We start from the raw sequence: 17754 nt of genomic DNA on the forward strand, positions 1-17754 counted from the left end.
TGAATAGGCTATTGGGGATGATCGGTTAATAACTGCGTGGCAGCGATGCCATTGTCTTGCAAGAACGCCAGCAATTTAACCAACTGCTGCACTTCAGCGGTTTTGTCTGCGCCAATCACGATGGGGCGATCACTCGCTTTGCTTTGTTCTAACAACGCCAATGTGAAGTTATTCCAATCGATATACTGTTTGCCATCGATAGCCCAGTAAGGTTCGTGCGCCAGAAGATTCACTGTGATTGACTGCTTGTTCACTTCACTCACGGTGGGTGAGTCGGTTGTTGGCAGTGAAACGTCTAATGACTCAAATTTAACTGCGGCTGTAAGCAGTAAAAACACCATGACAATAAAAATGATATCCAACAATGGCGTTAAATCTGGCATTAATGAGGATGAGTTAGAGTGCGGTGTCTTAATCATGATGCATTAACCACATCATTGTCAGAGACGTCTTCATACTTAGCTACACGCTCTTGTTTGGTGGTGCAATCATGCTGTAAAGAAACACCTTCGAGCCATAAGTTGACATAATTTAGTGTGTGCTCAAGTTTTGCCATCACTCTGTCAGCCCATACGCCAAGCAATTGAGCGCCGGTAATTGCGGGAAGCGCGATCAGCAAACCTGCAGCCGTGGTTCGCATCGCAATGCCTAGGCCATCCGCAAGGTCGTTTGGCGTAATATTGCCAGAAGAGAGCGCCACCCCTTTGAACATTTCAATCAAACCTAACACAGTGCCAAGTAAGCCTAGCAGCGGGCTGATCACACCAATCAAAGATAAAATACGCAGTCCTGAATGCAGTTGATGACGCTTTTCTTGCAACCAAATGCCCGCCGCATCTTCACGTAATCCTTTAGAGAAATCGTGATGAGCAAGTAGCATGGCAACCCCTTTATAAAGCAATGGGCGCTTGCTGGAAAATTCACTGGCTAACGCCTCAATTTGCGCTGTATGGGTCGGTGATATTTGGTTGAGCGCACTACCGATCGCACCTTTTCCAACACCAAGGCTAAGCAGTACTTGGAAAAGCCGTTCAGTAATGATCATGGTCGCAAGTGCTGAGCAGACAAAAAGAGGCCAGGCCATCAGGCCAAGTTGTTGTTCTAGTTGAGTAAGTAGTTCCATTATCCTTCCAATTTAAAACGTACTGGGATTTGCACTCGGTGGGCTATTTTTTCACCGTTCACCACTTGAGGAGAGAATTTCCATTGTTTGATGGCATTAAGAGCCGATTCATCCAGCAGCGCCGCGCCCGACGAAGAGAGCAAAACCTGTTTGATTTGGCGGCCGTTTTCGTCTAACCACACCTCATACATAGCGACCCCTTCAATTCCTCGTTTTTGTGCAAGCCTTGGATAAACAGGAGGGGCTGGGCGAGTAACAAAAGACGGCGCATCGACTAATTTCGGTTGATTAGTTGCGCCGCTGCTGCTTGGGGCGGCGGCGGTTTTCGGTGTCGATTCAGCGCTATTTTCATTCTCTACAGAGGATGTCACAGCTTCCTTTACAGGAGTTTGCACTTGTGCTGATTTTGTCGGTATTTTAGGAGCCGGCTTGTCTTTTACCGGTTTTGACAGGCTCTTTTTCTGCACCACTTTTTGCGGCTCTTTTTTTGCTGGTTTGGGTTTGTTGGCTCTCTTTTCTGGAGGTGGGGTTTTTGTTGCTTGCTCTTGTACTACCTGAGCTTGAGGTTGAGCCACAAAGTTAATCGACACTGAGGTGGATTGATTTCCCGCAGGCATGGCAAACACTTTTGATTCGTCATCAACAAACAAGATCGCCGCGTGAATCGCGAGAGATAGACTGCCAGCGACAAGATATCTAGTGAAATTCACGTTGTACTCCATATAAAAACAAAGCGTTCAGAGAGAGGATTATTACTTATCATTCAAATAAGATCAATTATCAATTGCATTATCATTTGCATCAAATTATGATTTTACGAATTTAAAAGCTGGGTTAGAAATGCCTTGTTAGCACAGGGTTTTCCATCAACCACAATTAATCATAAACAATCTGAATTAATTCACCCTTGCCATAACTTTACTTACTAGATCGGGTTTTTAGTGGCGATTAATGTGATGTACTGAGCCAGCGTAAGGCGATTTAAAGCGAAGAACGAACTGGAAATGAATATGGATTTACTTGAACAGAAAGTGGCCTCTTTATTAGAGCAACAACCGACCTTATTGCCGGCAGCGATGGCGCAAGAGTTGAATGTGACTGAATTTGAAGTGGTGCAGGCATTGCCTAAAGAGATGGTTGCGATTGTTGATGGAGCTCAAGCTCAATCGCTGTTGGAATCATTAGCGGATTGGGGAATGGTCACAACGATTGTCCACTCTTTTGGCTCTATATTTGAAGTGAAAGCGCCTTTTCCAAAAGGGAAGTTGGCTCGTGGCTATTATAACTTGATGGGTAAAGAGGGCGAGTTACACGGCCACTTAAAGTTGGAATCCATCCAACACGTTGCTTTAGTCAGCAAGCCTTTTATGGGACGTGAAAGTCATTACTTTGGTTTCTTTAGTGAGCAAGGCGATAACATTTTTAAAATTTATCTAGGCCGAGATGAAAAGCGCGAACTGATTGCAGAGCAAGTCGCACGTTTTAGAGCATTACAACAAGACGTTCATTCCAACCAATAATATTGATATAACGATAAGCCCTGAACGCAGTGCGAAAGGGTCGAGGAGAAAGTCATGGATCAGCAGATCAAACAAGAGCGATTACAAGGACGATTGGAACCTGAAATCCAAGAGTTTCGTCAAGAACGTCGTACATTGCAATTGGCTACAGTGGACGCTGAAGGCCGTCCGAATGTGAGCTACGCGCCATTTGTACAAAACCAAGAAGGTTACTTTGTGCTGATTTCGCACATCGCTCGTCATGCGCGTAACTTGGAGGTGAACCCACACGTCTCCTTGATGATGATTGCAGACGAAGGCTCATCAAAACAGATTTTTGCACGTCAACGGCTGACGTTTGACGCCGTTGCGAGTGTCGTACCACGTGAAACGGCATTATGGCAGCAAGTCATTGGTCAAATGCAAGCTCGTTTTGGCGAGATCATTGACGGCTTAAGCCAGCTGCAAGACTTTGCTTTATTCCAATTGAAAGTAGAAAAAGGTCTTTATGTGAAAGGCTTTGGCCAGGCGTATCAAGTGTCTGGTGATGACATGGTTGATTTTGTGCACCTTGATGAAGGGCATAAGAAAATTTCCAACGCGTAATCTTAATCGCTCAAGATACATTGGACATTGGAAGAAAAGGCTAGTTATCTAGCCTTTTTTGATCGTGATTTACCGTTGTTACGAGTTAATGATTTATCTGTGACTTCGTGGGATCGTTAATCGAGTATGAGAAATGTAGATAAAACAAAGCCAAGCGTAGAGCTTGGCTTTGTGGCTTGGATGAGAGAACGTTAGAATTGATAATCTACATTTAAACCCCAGTTACGCCCAGGCTGTGATTTGCTATCGATGTTAAAGGTTTCGCCAGTAGCATCTCGGCCCGTGAGATCGCTATACAGCCAATATTTTTTATCGAGTGCATTGAATAGACCAGCGCGGATGGTTAGGTCTTGCATTGGTTTATAGTAGGCCGTTAAATCGATAAGTGTATAACCAGCGGTATCTGCATTTGTATTTGATTGCCAGTCCGTCTTACTTGCAACCATCTTAACATTAAGCAGTGCTCCGTATTGGTCGCGATCCAGCCCTAAGCCTACATTACTGGTTAGAGGCGCGACTGAATCTAAAGCATCACCTGTTTTCTTATCTTCTCCCTCTGCATAAGCAATGGCTAGACGGGTGTAAGTCCCTTGTGGGGCATTAAACGCTTTATCTAAATCAATTCGAGAGCTAAATTCCGCACCATAAATCGTGACTTCATCCAAGTTCTCTTTGGTAAAGATATCCTTGCCACCTTGTTTGCCTGTCTTTGACTGAGTAATAAAATCGGTGTACTCGTTATAGAAGGTGGTGATTTCAAAATTAGTTGAGTCATTTTGACCACGTAGCCCAAGTTCATAGGACAAACTTTTCTCTGCTTTAAGATCTGGATTCGCATCAATGATTGCCCCCTGATTATAGAAGTAGTAAAGGTCGTAAACAGTTGGTGCCTTGAATCCTTGGCTAATTTGACCAAATACCGCTAGGTTAGGATTGACGTGGAAAACAGAACCCAATCGAGCAGTGAATGCGCTGTCTTTATTGGCTTCATAAGACTGAGTGTAGCCAGCATCAACGCTGGGTGTCGCTTCAAAAGAATCGTATCGAAGACCAGCGGTTAATATTAAACGGTCTTGGATGAAGTAGGCTTGGTCTTGTAGGAATAGCCCCCATTGCACGATAGTCGCATCAGGAATGCCAGAGCTACCCGGGGTCGATGTACCTGCATCTAATTTATAGTCAGTATTATCGAGGTCGAAGTCGTTGTTGATGTAGCTGGCACCATAGGTAAATTCATGAAGGTTGCCATTGAGATCTACGGCTTTGGAGAGCTGTCCATCAAATTGAATCGATTGATCTGATGATTCCCGTTCACGTAACCGGCGGCCATTAGATGGCGTTGTGTCGTAGTTCTTAGCGAGAGCGCTAGAATCTTGGAAATTCAATGACCAATCTAAAGAGTCAGCAAGCAGGGTATTCATCAACCATTGATGCTCTATACCGACACGAAGACGCTCATTGGTATCTTGGTTGTAGTTATCGGTATAGGTAAAGCCGGGCATAATGGAATAACCGTTATAGTTTAGCTCGTCTTCATCATACCGTTTGTTATAATACTCGGCGGTTAGCCCAAGTCGATGGTTATCATTGGCTTGATAAAATGCTTTTGCCAACAGGTTGCCAAGTTTGGAGTCAGCCGGGTTTTGAGCGCCGCGATCAGGGCCTTCGATTTCTGAACCTGAGCCATGAGTTTGGGTCTCACTGCCATTGGCATAAGTTGCCATCAGTAAGGTTTCCAGTTTATCTTGACGCATTGCCCACGTTAATGTCGTTTTAAATTGCTCGTTGGCGGACGTATAACCAGACTTGATACCGAAGCGTTGCTCATTTTCTTCTGTGACGAGAACGTCTTCTGGATTTTTAGTGCGTAGCAATACCACACCACCTAAAGCGTCAGATCCATACAGTGTAGATGACGCACCTTTGTTCACTTCAATAGCTTGTAGAGTGTCAATCTCTATTGCGTTTGGATATTTTCGTTGCTCAGTTGCGCCAGGGTTATAAGGTACAGGTTGCTGTACACCATCAACCATCATTTTGACACGGCTTCCATCCATGCCGCGAATATTAAATCCTGCTATTCCAAAGCGGCCATTACCTTCCGCTTCAACACCTGGGGTGGAATTTAGAGCTTGCTGAATATTATCAGCCATTACTTCTGCAATCTCAGAAGAGGAGATACTTTCAATGGATGACGATACATCTTTTTTACTCTGCTCGGTTCGCGTTGCCGAAACAACAACCTCATCGAATCGAGAAACTTCTTCTGCGAGAGCTGCAGGGGAAAGCGCTAGTAATATGGAGGCTGATAGTAGTGTTTTAGTGTACATCTGAGTTATTACCTTATTCATCAATAACAGATTTAAGCTGTGCGCAATGATATTGGATCTAAATGGTAATTACTATCATTTGTATTTGTGTTTTGATGTGAAATATAAACAGAATTAGGAGTGTATGTTTTAAATATCAGTTAGTTAATATGTAAAACACTTGCTTTACTTAATTTTTCGATGACTAAAGTTGTGACTTTAATCACTTTCTGCTAGTTCAAACCTAGCCAAGCTGCACCACGGATGCCGCTGCTGTCACCATATTTCGCTTGGGTAAACACAATCTGTGCACTATCAGAAAAAACGTAGTTCGCTGTTGCCCGAGGTAGATCAACATACAGCGATGCTACGTTTGATAATCCTCCGCCAAGCACTATCACATCAGGATCCAACACATTGACGATGCAAGCAAAGCTGCGCGCCATTTGATCAATCAATTGTTGATAAAGCTTTGTTGCTTGTGGGTCTTGCTGCTGGTAGCGAGTGATTATTTCGGCTGCATTCCACTCTTGTTGACCAATCAACTGAGCACTCTTTGTTAAGCCAGAACCGGAGATAAAGAGTTCAATGCAGTTATCGCGTCCGCAATAACAGTGGCGAGTAGGCCCATCCCGTTCACTGGTAAAACTTGGCAGCGGATTGTGCCCCCACTCACCGCATACGGCGTTAGCACCGACCAATACCTGTTTGTTGATCACAATACCGCCACCGCAACCTGTGCCCAAAATCGCGCCAAAGACTACGTTGCCATCTTTGGCGGCTCCATCGACCGCTTCAGACAGCGCAAAGCAATTGGCATCATTGGCAATAACAACATTGCGTTGCAGGCGAGCGCACAGATCGGCTTTTAAATCTCGACCATTTAAAAAAGTGCAATTGGCATTTTTGATAAGCCCTGTCGCTGGGCTGATGGCTCCGGGAAGTCCAATCCCGATTTGGCAGTGAGTTTGCGTTTCGCTTTCGGCCATTGCAACCAGTTGACATAAGGTGCTTAGAAAAAGCTCGTACTCATGTGGGGTAGGGGTTCGGTGTTTAAAGAGGGTGTTTCCTGATTTATCCAGTACGCAAATTTCAATTTTGGTGCCACCAATGTCGAAACCTATCAGCATGATTTTTCCTTATTTTGGATGTTGAGTGTGAGTCCTGACTATGGAATATAGTCTAATAATCAACGTGTTTTGTCTTTGAACCGAACAAGATAACGTGAAGTGGTGAGATTTTTTCTTTTGATTGCTGAAAATTGTTATATTATAACATTTCTCAGCAAGTGATCTTTTTATTGAAAAGGGGAGTATCTATCCCCATAGTTAGGTCATCAATGGGTCAATTCGAATGCAAATCAATTCAGCATTGCAACAAGCAATTATTCAAGTGAGTGTAGATATGGCGGAAGTACGAGCCAGAGTGGATTTCAAAGTCGGTCTAAAAAGCAATATTGACGCCGAAATACTCTCTTTTAGAGGACTGAAAACAGACAAAGAACATGTTGCGGTCATTTTTAAATCCGCTGATGTTACTCAGGAAACTCCTTTAGTCCGTATGCATTCAGAGTGTTTAACGGGCGATGTTTTTCACTCATCACGCTGTGATTGTGGTGAACAATTAGAAGAAACCATTAATAAAATGGGCGAAGTTGGCGGCATTATCCTCTATTTGCGTCAAGAAGGTCGAGGCATTGGTCTGTACAACAAAATTGATGCCTATCGCTTACAAAGTGCGGGGATGAATACCTATGAAGCCAACAATCATCTTGGCTTTGGTGACGACTTGCGTGATTTCACTGAAGCGGCGCAGATGTTGAAAGCGTTAAATGTGACCAAGATTCGTTTAGTCACTAATAACCCTAAAAAAAGTCGTGAGCTGAAGGAGCATGGTATTGAAATTGTAGAGGTCGTGAATACCGCGGCACATATTAAGTCGGGTAATGAAAATTACCTCAAGGCCAAAGTTTCCCATGGCAAACACAACTTAAAACTATAATTCAGACTTATAGATGACAGCCAAAAACCTCATTTCGGTGAGGTTTTTGGCGTTTTTACCTTGCAAAAAAATGGATAATTTGTATTATCGGCGACTAAAAGTGCAAATGATAATAATTAGCACTACCATAAAATAACGCTCAAATCGCCTCAACAAGGATGCTCCCATGAAAGTTAACACGCTTCTTATTCAGTCAATTGCTGCCTCACTTGCCATCGCAAGTAGTGCGTCATTTGCGGCTACCGTCACTAAGGAGCAGGTGGTTGAACATTATGCCAATATTGCCCATGCCGTGTTTGCTGATTCGCTGACGACCGCTCAATCATTAGAAAAATCAATCGATCAGTTCTTGATGACTCCCTCGGCGGCTAAATTGGAAGAGGTGAAACAAGCGTGGTTAGCATCGCGAGTGCCTTACCAGCAGTCCGAAGTCTTCCGTTTTGGCAATGCCGTTGTTGACGATTGGGAAGGGCAACTCAATGCTTGGCCTCTTGATGAAGGGCTGATTGACTACGTCGCTACTGATTACCAATATGAACTGGGCAATGAAGGCGCCAGCGCTAACATCATTGCCAACCAAACGTTGAAAATTGGTGCGACAACGATTGATGTCTCCACTATCACACCAGAGCTGATTGCCAGCTTAAACGAAATCGGTGGCTCTGAAGCTAACGTCGCTTCAGGTTATCATGCCATTGAGTTTCTACTGTGGGGCCAAGATTTAAATGGCACCAATGCGGGAGCTGGTGCTCGTGCTTACACGGATTTTGTCGTGGGTAGCGAATGCACCAATAACCATTGTGATCGCCGTGCTCAATACTTAAAAGCGGCAGCTCAGCTGCTCGTGCAAGATTTGGCATGGATGGAAAAACAGTGGTCTGCGGATGAAAAAGCCAATTACCGTCACGAATTACTTGCGGAATCAGCAGACAATGGTTTGCGTAAGATGTTATTTGGTATGGGGTCTTTATCACTGGGCGAATTAGCGGGCGAGCGTATGAAAGTGGCGCTAGAAGCAAACTCAACTGAAGATGAGCACGATTGTTTCTCGGATAATACTCATAACTCTCATTATTATAATGAACAAGGTATTTACAACCTTTATACGGGTTCTTACCAGCGTCAAGACGGAAAGGTACTAACAGGCCCAAGCCTGAATGATTTAGTGGCACAAAAGGATGCACAAGCAGCCAAAGAGATTCAAAAGCAGTTTGACAGTGCGCGCGCTGAAGTCGGTAAATTAGTCACGTCGGCTGAAAAAGATAATCAGCATTTCGATCAATTGATCGCGGCTAACAATCCTCAAGGCAACGCGATAGTCAATGGAGCCATTATGGCTTTAGTGGCTCAAACCGCTTCGATAGAACGTACCGCTTCAGTGATTGGGATTGATAACCTTAATCCAGATACTGCAGACCACGAATTCTAATAATAAGATGAAAGATCCAAGGGCTCAGATGAGCCCTTTTCCACGTTTACACTGAATAAAGATGTTGAGAAAAGCCCAATGAGATCGTTTTTTACCGTCGCGCTCCTAGCCTTGCTTACCAACCCCGTTTATGCCGATGAGGTGAAATCGGGTGGCAAAACCAGTACAACCAAAGCTGGGCCGAATGCTTACTCGCTTCCTGCGGCCAATTTGCCGATGAGCAAACGGCTCGATTTTAGCGTGGGAAACAGTTTCTTTCGTAACCCTTGGGTGCCAGCGCCATCATCTACCGATGCAAGAGATGGTTTAGGGCCGCTTTTTAACACCAATGGTTGCCAAAATTGTCACATCAAAGATGGTCGCGGCCATCCGCCAGAAAAAAATGACACGCATGCCGTTTCGATGTTGGTTCGCCTGAGTATTCCAGCGGTTACGGATGGACAAAAAGCGATCTACGCCAAAGAAGGGGGGATCCCCGAACCCGTTTATGGTGGACAGTTACAAGATTTCGCTTTGCCCGATCAAAAAGCAGAAGGGCAAATCCACATCACTTATCAAGAGATTGCGGTTGCTTTTACGGATGGCCACCAAGTGATGTTACGCAAACCCAATTTAAAAATTACTGAACTTGGTTATGGCGATATGCATCCTGACACTCAGTTTTCGGCGCGTGTCGCTCCGCCAATGATTGGCCTTGGCCTGCTTGAAAGCATCGCGGATGCCAGCTTATTAGCAATGGCAGACCCTGAAGATAGTGATGGCGATGGTATCTCTGGCAAAGTGAACCGTGTTTGGGATGTAGAAAAAAAAGATTTTGCCATCGGGCGTTTTGGTTGGAAAGCCGGGCAGCCTAGTTTAATGCAGCAGAATGCCGCGGCGTTCAACGGCGATTTAGGATTGACCAGCCGTTTATTCCCAAAAGAGAACTGCACCGAGAAGCAAACACTCTGTCAAACCTTACCTAACGGCGGCAACCCTGAGGTCAGTGACAACATTCTTGATTTTGTCGAATTCTATTCTCAGCATTTAGCCGTTCCAGTGCGTCGCAATGTCGACGATCCACAAGTGAAGCTGGGTCAATCATTGTTCAAACAAGTTGGCTGTGAGAGTTGCCACCGCGCTGACCTTAAAACGGTAAAAAGAATGGATCGCCCAGCCTTGTCAGAGCAAGAAATTCATCCTTACAGTGATTTACTACTGCATGATATGGGCGAAGGGTTAGCCGATAATCGTCCAGAAGCCTTAGCTAATGGACAAGAGTGGCGTACCCCGCCTTTGTGGGGGATCGGCTATACGCAAGAGGTAAGCGGCCATACTTATTTTTTACATGATGGCCGAGCACGTAATCTCATGGAAGCGGTACTTTGGCATGGTGGTGAAGCGCAAAGTGCCAAAGAGAAAGTACGTCAATTCAATGCCAGCGAACGCAACGCGTTGATCGCTTTTCTTAATTCTTTATAGGGTGCGAGCATGAAATTTCCTCTGTTATTTTCGATAGCAGTTACCAGCGTACTTTCGGCTTGCCAACCCACGCCGAAATCAGCGCTTGAGCCGCAAAAGACCAATCATGTTAGCCAAGGTGTTTATGAGGTTGAATTTGCTGCGGCGCAGCGTTTTGCTCAACAATCGCACCAGCTTGCTCAATTATTTGATCAGCAATGTCAGCTGGGCGATGTTGCATTGCCCTTGCTGAAAGAACAGTGGCAGCAAACTATTGGGGCGTGGATGTTTTTACAAGGGCAAGAGAGAGGGCCAGCTAAAGCACTAGAGCAAAGTTGGAACGTACAATTTTGGCCAGATAAAAAAGACACTACCGGGCGAAAAATGAGCCTGTTAGCGAGCAGTGGCAAGCACTGGAGTGAGGAGCAGATTGCAAACCAGAGTGTCACAGTGCAGGGGATTGGCGCATTGGAATGGTTACTCTACGATGCTCAATCGCCGCTTCTGAAAAACCAGCAATTAGAAACGGGCTGTATGATTGGACAAGCGATCAGCGCGAATTTGGCGACGAAATCTCATTTGATTGCTGAGCAATGGCAACAGAATCCATGGTTGATGCTGGATCTGAGCGCTTGGCAAGCCGAATACATTGCGCTGCTCTCCAACCAGCTTGATTACAGCATGAAAAAACTGAGCCGCCCCTTAGCCAATATCGGCCAGCCACGCCCTTATTTTTCAGAATCGTGGCGCGCCAAAGTCTCTTTGAATAACCTGCAAAAGAATGTGCAAGCGATGCAAGCACTCTATTTAGCAAAAAACGGTTTAGATCAGATGTTGCGGGAAAGAGATCAAGTCGCTATGGCCGAGCGCGTAAAAGCACATTTATCCTCGATGTTGGAAACGTGGCCGCAAACAGCCAGCTTATTTGATTTATTGCAAACGAAAGCAGGCTATCGTGAAGTGCTTGCGCTCTATAACAAGTTCCAACAACTCAATTATTTACTGCATGATGAAGTTGCGGTAGAGCTAGGCGTAGTGATAGGGTTTAATGCAACCGATGGTGACTGATCTAACAAGACGTACGCTGCTGAAAGCGGCGTTATTGAGCACATCAGCGCCTCTGCTGCCACTGGGGTGCGCCACTACGCGCCGTGGCCCACAACCCGCTTTGATTGGTTGCGCTATTCATAAAGGCTCGCAGTTTCGCGCCGTTGTAGCCGACGCCCAAGGTCAAGCGATTCACCAATTACCTTTGCCTGCAAGGGGACACGGTGTTGCTATTCATCCCACCTTGACGCATGCGGTCGCTTTTGCCCGTCGTCCCGGTGAGTTTTTGATGGTGTTTAACTATCAAAATGGAGAACTCATCAAATTGCAACTGGCGCAACCCACGCGACATTTTTATGGGCACGGCGTTTACTCAAATGATGGTGCGTGGCTTTATGCAACTGAAGGCGAGAAAGCGACAAGTCGCGGCATTATTGGTGTGTATGATGTGCAGCACAGTTACCAAAAAGTGGCTGAGTTCAGTGGTTTTGGTATTGGCCCTCACGAAGTCATTGTGATGCCAGGTGGCAGGCTCGCGATTGGGGTGGGTGGGGTGCATACCTTCGGCCGCGAGCCACTCAACGTAGAGAGCATGATGCCAAGCTTGACCTACCTTTCTCATCAAGGAGAAGTGCTTGAGCAACGGATATTGAACGACCACCACTTGAGCATCCGCCATCTTGCTCATGATGGTGCAGATACTGTGCTGTGTGGCCAACAATACCGAGGTCAGCCGGAAGAGTACCCACCTTTGGTAGCGCTACATCACCAAGGTGGCGAACTAATTCCGCTCTTTGCAGAGCCTGAACAATGGGCAAGATTCAACCATTACATTGCCAGTGTTGCGGCGACCGACCAATGGATTTTAGCGACTTCTCCACGAGGTAACTGTTACGGGATTTGGTCAAAAGAGACACTGCAACTGGTTGAGTTGGCCTCTTTGCCGGATGCTTCTGGCGTGGTAGTGCAAGATCAGCACTTCCAAGTCAGCTCAGGAGCTGGCTTGGTCGTTAATTCACCCTATCCTCAACCTGAAATGCGCACGCGTAGTAATGTCCAATGGGACAATCACTGGTCTGCCATTAATTACTCTCGCCAAAAAAGCTGAGTAAGCGAACTAAATTTGTTTAATGATAATTCTCATTGCATGAGAGTTTATGAATATATTGTTGATATCGACAACAACGTTTAGCAGATAGCCGTTTCTTTTGCCATACTGAAACGTGAATCAGCGTTGTTGGATAGATCGGAATGAGTAAAAGCATCCTATTTGCTTTATTATTGATTTTTAGTAGCTTTTCTCTTTACTCTGCCGAGAAGGTACAGCTTTTTGCTGTCTCGCAAGAGAATGCCTCGTTGCAATCTTTTATCCAATATCCGCATTTAGTCGAACGAATTTACCAAGAGAATGAGAATCGGCGCATTTGGCAAGATGAGCAGATTGTTCGTCAATTTGAACATCAATTGGAAGTGATTCGCCGAGCGGGGTTTAGCCCTTTATTTTCACGCCAGTTAGCGCAAATGAAAGCGTACCGGAATCAGCAAGCGTTCAACGAATACGATCTGCTGGCGACCGATACTTTACTTTTGTATTTGAGTTACGCCGAGCAAGCTCCCAAAGTCGGTATGGCTTGGTTCTTTGAACGTAAGCTCAACTCTGCCATTGCTCCACCAAGCCAAGAAGCCTTGTTCGCCCTTCATGTTGCGGTGGAAGTTAACAGTATCGGAGATCTGCTCAATGGCTATGCGCCCAACAACGCGGCTTATGATCAACTGCTACACGCCTATGATTTTCTGCTCAGTACTGAAAATGCAGCGCTCTCGTTGTACACCCAAAAAGGGTTAAAAAAACCTGGCGATAAGCTCTCACAACGTAGTGTGCTTATTGCCCGCTTATCATTAGTTAATATCGATGTTAGCACAGTGCGTGACGACGTAACTTGGTATGACAACAGCTTGGTCAAACCTGTGAAAGAGTTTCAAGCGATGCACGGTTTAAAAGCTGACGGCATGATTGGCCCCGAGACCTTAAAGTGGTTAAATTTGTCTTTGCAGGCACGCCTGTCTATGTTGGCATTAAATGCAGAGCGAACTCGTTTGTGGCCAGAATCAAAAGAGACACAGATCGTAGTCAACGTTCCCAGTTTTGATATGCGCTACTGGTATTTAGGTAAAGAAGTCTTTCAGTCTAAAGTGGTGGTGGGCCGAGTTTCACGCAAAACGCCACTCATGAGCACTAAATTAGATTCTTTGATCCTAAACCCGACGTGGAATGTGCCACACAAAATCATGGTTGAAGATATTCTGCCGATGGTAAAAAAAGATCAAAACTATTTGCGTCAACACAATATTGATATTGTTTCGAGCTGGCGCTCGAACGATCAAATTGACCCAAGCAACATCAACTGGTCTGCAGTGAATCCGGCCTCTTTTCCCTACCGAATGCGTCAGCAAGCCGGGCAAGATAATGCATTAGGTCTGTATAAATTTAATACGCCCAATCGTAGAGCGATTTACCTACATGATACGCCGAGTAAATACCTATTCAATAATACGTCGCGAGCCTTTAGTTCGGGTTGTATTCGAGTACAAAATGCCGATAAGTTTGCTTCGATGATATTAGAAACCCAAGGTATTAATGGTGATAAATTAACGGGTAAAGAAGGGCCTGCGAATGGCACGATCCCATTAAAGCAGCGCATCCCCGTACACATCATCTATCAAACCGTTTGGTATGAAGGTGGGGAACTGCACTACCGAGATGATATCTATCGTTATGATGCATTCAGCACCAGTAATGGGTGAATGGATACCGCTAAAACAGTGGTCACCTAAGTAAGCAGGGATGCGTCTCTCAATTTACCAAAAAATGACTTAATAAAGATCTCTTTTATGTTCAAAGAGTAACGATGCTGTAGCTCTCTCTTGAGCATTTCGAGCACAATTTATGCATTTGATCTTCACAATGGAGTCCGGTAGTGTCCGGGCTTGTTGAAAATAAATTCAGTTGTGAAGGTATCCAACCTTGTTAGTTTCTCGTCGTCATTTTATAAAATTGGCTGGTAGTGGTGTAGTTGTAGCGGCGTGTGCTCCCCAGATAGTATTGGCATCGTACCCTGAAACCTCTCGCATACTCGCGATGAATAATTTACATACCGGTGAAACACTTGAAACCTGTTATTTCAACGGTGTTCGCTATGTTCGATCTGAGCTTGATCGGCTCAACCATATTTGCCGTGATTTCCGCCGCAACGAAGTCCATCCAATGGACAAAAATCTATTTGACCAAATATCGAAAATTCAATCTCTACTTGGCACTCAAGCGGAAGTACAAATCATCTCTGGTTATCGATCTCCTGCCACCAATGAAAGGTTGCGCACTCACTCCTCTGGGGTTGCTAAGAAAAGTTTCCATATGCTAGGCCAAGCAATTGATTTTCGGTTAGATGGTATTCAGTTGAGTCAAGTACGCGAAGCGGCGATCGAATTGGGCGCTGGCGGTGTTGGTTATTATCCTAGCAGTGATTTTGTGCACATTGATACTGGGCCTGTACGTCATTGGTCATAAGGCTGTTCGTGACTTGTCAAATGAAAGTGTCAATGTCATAGTTCGGCCAACTGCGAATTCGAACAAGGTTTTAGTATGTCGTTAAAGTATCAAGTGGTGCCCGTGACTTCCTTCTCTCAAAACTGCTCTATCGTTTGGTGTGATGACACCATGGAAGGGATCGTGGTTGACCCTGGCGGTGATGTGAAACAGCTCGTGATGTTAATCAATGAACTCGGGGTAAAAGTGGTCAGTTTGGTTCTTACTCATGGTCATTTAGATCATGTCGGTGGAACCGAACCGCTGGCGCAGCAATTGGGCGGCGTCGATATTATTGGACCACACAAAGCGGACAACTTCTGGCTACAAGGCCTCGAAGGTCAAAGCAAAATGTTTGGTTTTCCACTGACGGAAGCCTTTGAACCTACCCAATGGCTTAATGACGGTGATGAAGTGAAGTTTGGCCTTCAAACTCTACAAGTATTACACACGCCCGGCCACACGCCCGGCCACGTAGTGCTGTTTAGCCAGCAGGCGAAATTGGCGTTTGTTGGTGATGTATTGTTTAACGGTAGTATCGGCCGTACGGATTTCCCGCAAGGTGATTTCAATACCCTTATTCACTCGATCAAAACTAAGCTATGGCCACTTGGCAACGATGTGACGTTTGTGCCCGGCCATGGTCCGCAATCGACTTTTGGCCGTGAACGTGCCAATAACCCTTATGTCGCAGATGAAATGCCCCTGTATTGATCTTGATTAGGCTCAGAGTGTTCCTTCTGCGCTCATTAAACCATGTCTTAGTCTGGTTCGGCCGCCGCGAGGTAGCGCCGAATCAGCCCCACAAACGCTTCGGCGTCACGATCCAGATCGTGCGCTGAGATAAAAATATCATAATCAAAAAATTGCCGTTGATAGCGCATCCGATTGGCTAACATTGCCATAAGGCCATGATAGTAATTACCGTTTGGCGCAGTGTAAGGTGCGCTGTCGAGTACCAAATCTTCAAATTGAGTCTCTTTGCGCTGTTGTTTTGCTCCTAAGTAGAGCAGCGCGCGCTGGCTGAGCAAGATCTCACTAGCGATTCTGGGACACACACTCTCAAGGTAAGGTGAATAATCCTTCAGTTTGATCCCAATCCAAGGCAAAGGTTGGTGCCAACCATGATATTCATAACTGCATACCCCAATGCGGCTGATATTGTTCCATTTTACGACCCAACCTCCTTTAAAGAGATGCTGCTGAAAATGGGTAGCGGTTAGGGTGTAGCTAACTTTTCCTTTCAAAATCAAAAGATAGAAGGTGATTAGAGTCACTGCCAGTGCACTTACTAACAGCAGCGCATGAATAATGTTGGATGAGAACATGACAATGCAAATTGAAGCGATGATACAAGTCGTATTGATCCATTTAACCACAGGTGATTGCAGAGAAAAGCGCGTATTAGACAAATGTTGGGTGTGCATAAAACAGTGAAACTCCTTCGAGCTACAGCATCGTTGTTGGCTGTTGAGACCTGTATAAATTGTAGTCAGTTACCGCATCAAAATGCGTTTTTGCCCCTCAATCTGTGTTATGCCCTACAAATCGAGGACGATTTTTGATATAAAACGCGCTTCAAATTTTCACCACTGCTTGAAACGCAGTGAAATGGAGAAATATTCGATGAGACTTGCTCATAAGCGTAAGGTGCAGGCAAAATTGCAAAAGCGTATTAAAGCGACTGTTGCAAACTTGATCGCCTCTCAATCAGCAAAGCCTGTAACAGCGCAATCGACCGTAGCAAAAACCGCTGCAACAAAAGTAGTTGTGGAGAAAGCTGCGGCGAACTCTAAAAAAGTGGATGTCGCGTTAACGCCAAAACAGCAACAGGTTTTAGATATCGTCGCTAACCACGCAGAAGGTATGAATCCTAAATCGATCGGCTTAAGTGCTGGTCAAGAAGATGCGAAAGCCGCTGCTTGGGCCGCTGGCGCACTCAAGAAACTAGTAGAAGAAAATCTGGTAGTGAAAGAGCAGTTAGCAGGCAACAAAGTTATCTATAAAGCCATTTAATCTGCTGTTCGTTGTGAATGAATTAGCCTCGGTAGCCCCGAGGCTTTTTTACGATCAAATTTTAAAATGCAATCAAAGCTACTCTTCTTTGGTAATAGAGCCAATTTCGAGCATCGGTGCGACATCAATGTTTTCAGCATTCATCATAGAAGATAAACGTTGTACTGATGAGAGCAACAAGCTTTGCTCCCACTCTTGAAGCTGCCTAAATTGTTCGACAAAGCTTTCTTGCAATGGTTGCGGTGCCTTTTCTAGCAGCTTCTTACCTTCGACCGTTAAATGGGCGTGCACTTTTCGTTTATCGGTATTGCTGCGAATTCGCTGTACGTATCCGTTGCGCTCTAATCTATCCAAAATGGTGGTGGCAGTGGCCTGGCTCATGTTCGTATGATCCGACAATGTGCGGATAGTCACCTCACCAAGGGTTTGAATTGAGCGCATTAAAATAAGCTGGGGACCAGTAAGCCCAGCGTCTCTATTAAGTTTTTTAGAGTGCAGATCAATTGCGCGAATAATTTGTCGAATTGAGATCAAAACTTCTTCATGTTTTTCCAAACTCATTGTCCCAAAAAGAAAGTTATTAATAAGCGGGGACCATAGCGCAGTTCTTTTCACTTGAAAAGTAGCATTCGACCTCTTTTGTTTTGGTCTAAGATGATGAGTGTATAAACTGAGATGTAAAATGATTAGTGCTCGAA

18 protein-coding genes are annotated in these 17754 nt (G+C 45.1%); 11 read left to right on the top strand and 7 right to left on the bottom strand.

All coding sequences use genetic code 11. The features are described 5' to 3' along the window. Window positions 1-8: 8 nt before the first annotated feature. Genes AACR75_RS06315 through AACR75_RS06325 form a run of 3 tightly spaced genes read right to left on the bottom strand, consistent with a single transcriptional unit; the run spans window position 9 to window position 1833 of the window. Window positions 9-419 (bottom strand): ExbD/TolR family protein, encoded by a 411-nt coding sequence (locus tag AACR75_RS06315; protein WP_017048630.1) that lies wholly within the window; start codon window positions 417-419, stop codon window positions 9-11. Next, window positions 416-1123, bottom strand: coding sequence for a MotA/TolQ/ExbB proton channel family protein (locus AACR75_RS06320; protein ID WP_047691812.1), 708 nt, complete (start codon window positions 1121-1123; stop codon window positions 416-418). The genes AACR75_RS06315 and AACR75_RS06320 overlap by 4 nt, the downstream gene beginning before the upstream one ends. After that, on the bottom strand, window positions 1123-1833 hold the full coding sequence (locus AACR75_RS06325) for an energy transducer TonB (protein ID WP_026028299.1): 711 nt from the start codon (window positions 1831-1833) through the stop codon (window positions 1123-1125). Before AACR75_RS06325 ends, AACR75_RS06320 begins: the two co-directional genes overlap by 1 nt. A gap of 300 nt (window positions 1834-2133) precedes the next feature. Here AACR75_RS06325 and hutX point away from each other — a divergent pair, with 300 nt between their 5' ends. Together hutX and hutZ are read left to right on the top strand one after the other, a co-directional pair. Then, window positions 2134-2643 (top strand): heme utilization cystosolic carrier protein HutX, encoded by a 510-nt coding sequence (gene hutX, locus AACR75_RS06330; protein ID WP_047691815.1) that lies wholly within the window; start codon window positions 2134-2136, stop codon window positions 2641-2643. A 54-nt stretch (window positions 2644-2697) separates the two neighbouring features. Beyond that, the gene (gene hutZ / locus AACR75_RS06335; protein WP_017044790.1) at window positions 2698-3228 is read left to right on the top strand and encodes a heme utilization protein HutZ; all 531 of its coding nucleotides are present in this window, start codon (window positions 2698-2700) and stop codon (window positions 3226-3228) included. A gap of 191 nt (window positions 3229-3419) precedes the next feature. On the opposite strand, the gene AACR75_RS06340 is transcribed toward hutZ, so the two are convergent. Next, on the bottom strand, window positions 3420-5558 hold the full coding sequence (locus AACR75_RS06340) for a TonB-dependent hemoglobin/transferrin/lactoferrin family receptor (protein WP_047691818.1): 2139 nt from the start codon (window positions 5556-5558) through the stop codon (window positions 3420-3422). A gap of 212 nt (window positions 5559-5770) precedes the next feature. Further along, entirely contained in the window at window positions 5771-6667 is an 897-nt protein-coding gene (locus AACR75_RS06345; protein ID WP_047691821.1) for an ROK family protein, read from the bottom strand. A 223-nt stretch (window positions 6668-6890) separates the two neighbouring features. On the opposite strand from AACR75_RS06345, the gene AACR75_RS06350 reads away from it, so the two are divergent. From AACR75_RS06350 to AACR75_RS06385, 8 genes are all read left to right on the top strand, one after another. Beyond that, a complete protein-coding gene (locus AACR75_RS06350) occupies window positions 6891-7538 on the top strand; it encodes a GTP cyclohydrolase II (RefSeq protein ID WP_013856740.1) in 648 nt (215 codons plus the stop codon). A gap of 166 nt (window positions 7539-7704) precedes the next feature. Continuing rightward, window positions 7705-8967, top strand: coding sequence for an imelysin family protein (locus AACR75_RS06355; protein ID WP_047691824.1), 1263 nt, complete (start codon window positions 7705-7707; stop codon window positions 8965-8967). Window positions 8968-9045: 78 nt separating this feature from the next. Beyond that, entirely contained in the window at window positions 9046-10428 is a 1383-nt protein-coding gene (locus tag AACR75_RS06360; protein WP_047691827.1) for a di-heme oxidoreductase family protein, read from the top strand. 9 nt (window positions 10429-10437) lie between these two features. After that, window positions 10438-11475 (top strand): imelysin family protein, encoded by a 1038-nt coding sequence (locus AACR75_RS06365; RefSeq protein WP_047691830.1) that lies wholly within the window; start codon window positions 10438-10440, stop codon window positions 11473-11475. Beyond that, the gene (locus AACR75_RS06370) at window positions 11465-12562 is read left to right on the top strand and encodes a DUF1513 domain-containing protein (protein ID WP_197056825.1); all 1098 of its coding nucleotides are present in this window, start codon (window positions 11465-11467) and stop codon (window positions 12560-12562) included. Before AACR75_RS06365 ends, AACR75_RS06370 begins: the two co-directional genes overlap by 11 nt. A gap of 143 nt (window positions 12563-12705) precedes the next feature. Continuing rightward, window positions 12706-14259: a L,D-transpeptidase family protein gene (locus AACR75_RS06375; RefSeq protein WP_047691836.1), complete on the top strand. Its 1554-nt coding sequence runs from the start codon at window positions 12706-12708 to the stop codon at window positions 14257-14259. Between the two features lie 220 nt (window positions 14260-14479). After that, window positions 14480-15022 (top strand): YcbK family protein, encoded by a 543-nt coding sequence (locus tag AACR75_RS06380; protein ID WP_047691839.1) that lies wholly within the window; start codon window positions 14480-14482, stop codon window positions 15020-15022. Window positions 15023-15097: 75 nt separating this feature from the next. Further along, entirely contained in the window at window positions 15098-15754 is a 657-nt protein-coding gene (locus tag AACR75_RS06385; RefSeq protein WP_013856747.1) for an MBL fold metallo-hydrolase, read from the top strand. Between the two features lie 47 nt (window positions 15755-15801). Here AACR75_RS06385 and AACR75_RS06390 read toward each other — a convergent pair whose 3' ends face one another. After that, on the bottom strand, window positions 15802-16467 hold the full coding sequence (locus tag AACR75_RS06390) for a DUF2982 domain-containing protein (protein ID WP_047691842.1): 666 nt from the start codon (window positions 16465-16467) through the stop codon (window positions 15802-15804). A gap of 199 nt (window positions 16468-16666) precedes the next feature. Here AACR75_RS06390 and AACR75_RS06395 point away from each other — a divergent pair, with 199 nt between their 5' ends. Beyond that, window positions 16667-17056 carry a hypothetical protein gene (locus AACR75_RS06395; protein WP_026028296.1) on the top strand — a complete coding sequence of 130 codons (390 nt, stop codon included), beginning with the start codon at window positions 16667-16669 and terminating at the stop codon, window positions 17054-17056. 78 nt (window positions 17057-17134) lie between these two features. Here AACR75_RS06395 and AACR75_RS06400 read toward each other — a convergent pair whose 3' ends face one another. Then, the gene (locus AACR75_RS06400) at window positions 17135-17611 is read right to left on the bottom strand and encodes a MarR family winged helix-turn-helix transcriptional regulator (RefSeq protein WP_047691862.1); all 477 of its coding nucleotides are present in this window, start codon (window positions 17609-17611) and stop codon (window positions 17135-17137) included. Between the last annotated feature and the right edge of the window lie 143 nt (window positions 17612-17754).

Origin of the sequence: Vibrio sp. ZOR0018, from assembly GCF_963865925.1 — a bacterium.
GTDB classification, from domain to species: Bacteria; Pseudomonadota; Gammaproteobacteria; order Enterobacterales; family Vibrionaceae; genus Vibrio; species Vibrio anguillarum.

Bases quoted from the DNA above. Each gene is read 5' to 3' on its own strand.
- AACR75_RS06340 (WP_047691818.1), bottom strand. From the start codon at position 5,558: ATGTACACTAAAACACTACTATCAGCCTCCATATTACTAGCGCTTTCC.
- AACR75_RS06350 (WP_013856740.1), top strand. From the start codon at position 6,891: ATGCAAATCAATTCAGCATTGCAACAAGCAATTATTCAAGTGAGTGTA.
- AACR75_RS06370 (WP_197056825.1), top strand. From the start codon at position 11,465: ATGGTGACTGATCTAACAAGACGTACGCTGCTGAAAGCGGCGTTATTG.
- AACR75_RS06315 (WP_017048630.1), bottom strand. From the start codon at position 419: ATGATTAAGACACCGCACTCTAACTCATCCTCATTAATGCCAGATTTA.
- hutZ (WP_017044790.1), top strand. From the start codon at position 2,698: ATGGATCAGCAGATCAAACAAGAGCGATTACAAGGACGATTGGAACCT.
- AACR75_RS06395 (WP_026028296.1), top strand. From the start codon at position 16,667: ATGAGACTTGCTCATAAGCGTAAGGTGCAGGCAAAATTGCAAAAGCGT.
- hutX (WP_047691815.1), top strand. From the start codon at position 2,134: ATGGATTTACTTGAACAGAAAGTGGCCTCTTTATTAGAGCAACAACCG.
- AACR75_RS06375 (WP_047691836.1), top strand. From the start codon at position 12,706: ATGAGTAAAAGCATCCTATTTGCTTTATTATTGATTTTTAGTAGCTTT.
- AACR75_RS06360 (WP_047691827.1), top strand. From the start codon at position 9,046: ATGAGATCGTTTTTTACCGTCGCGCTCCTAGCCTTGCTTACCAACCCC.
- AACR75_RS06345 (WP_047691821.1), bottom strand. From the start codon at position 6,667: ATGCTGATAGGTTTCGACATTGGTGGCACCAAAATTGAAATTTGCGTA.
- AACR75_RS06385 (WP_013856747.1), top strand. From the start codon at position 15,098: ATGTCGTTAAAGTATCAAGTGGTGCCCGTGACTTCCTTCTCTCAAAAC.
- AACR75_RS06355 (WP_047691824.1), top strand. From the start codon at position 7,705: ATGAAAGTTAACACGCTTCTTATTCAGTCAATTGCTGCCTCACTTGCC.
- AACR75_RS06320 (WP_047691812.1), bottom strand. From the start codon at position 1,123: ATGGAACTACTTACTCAACTAGAACAACAACTTGGCCTGATGGCCTGG.
- AACR75_RS06390 (WP_047691842.1), bottom strand. From the start codon at position 16,467: ATGCACACCCAACATTTGTCTAATACGCGCTTTTCTCTGCAATCACCT.
- AACR75_RS06365 (WP_047691830.1), top strand. From the start codon at position 10,438: ATGAAATTTCCTCTGTTATTTTCGATAGCAGTTACCAGCGTACTTTCG.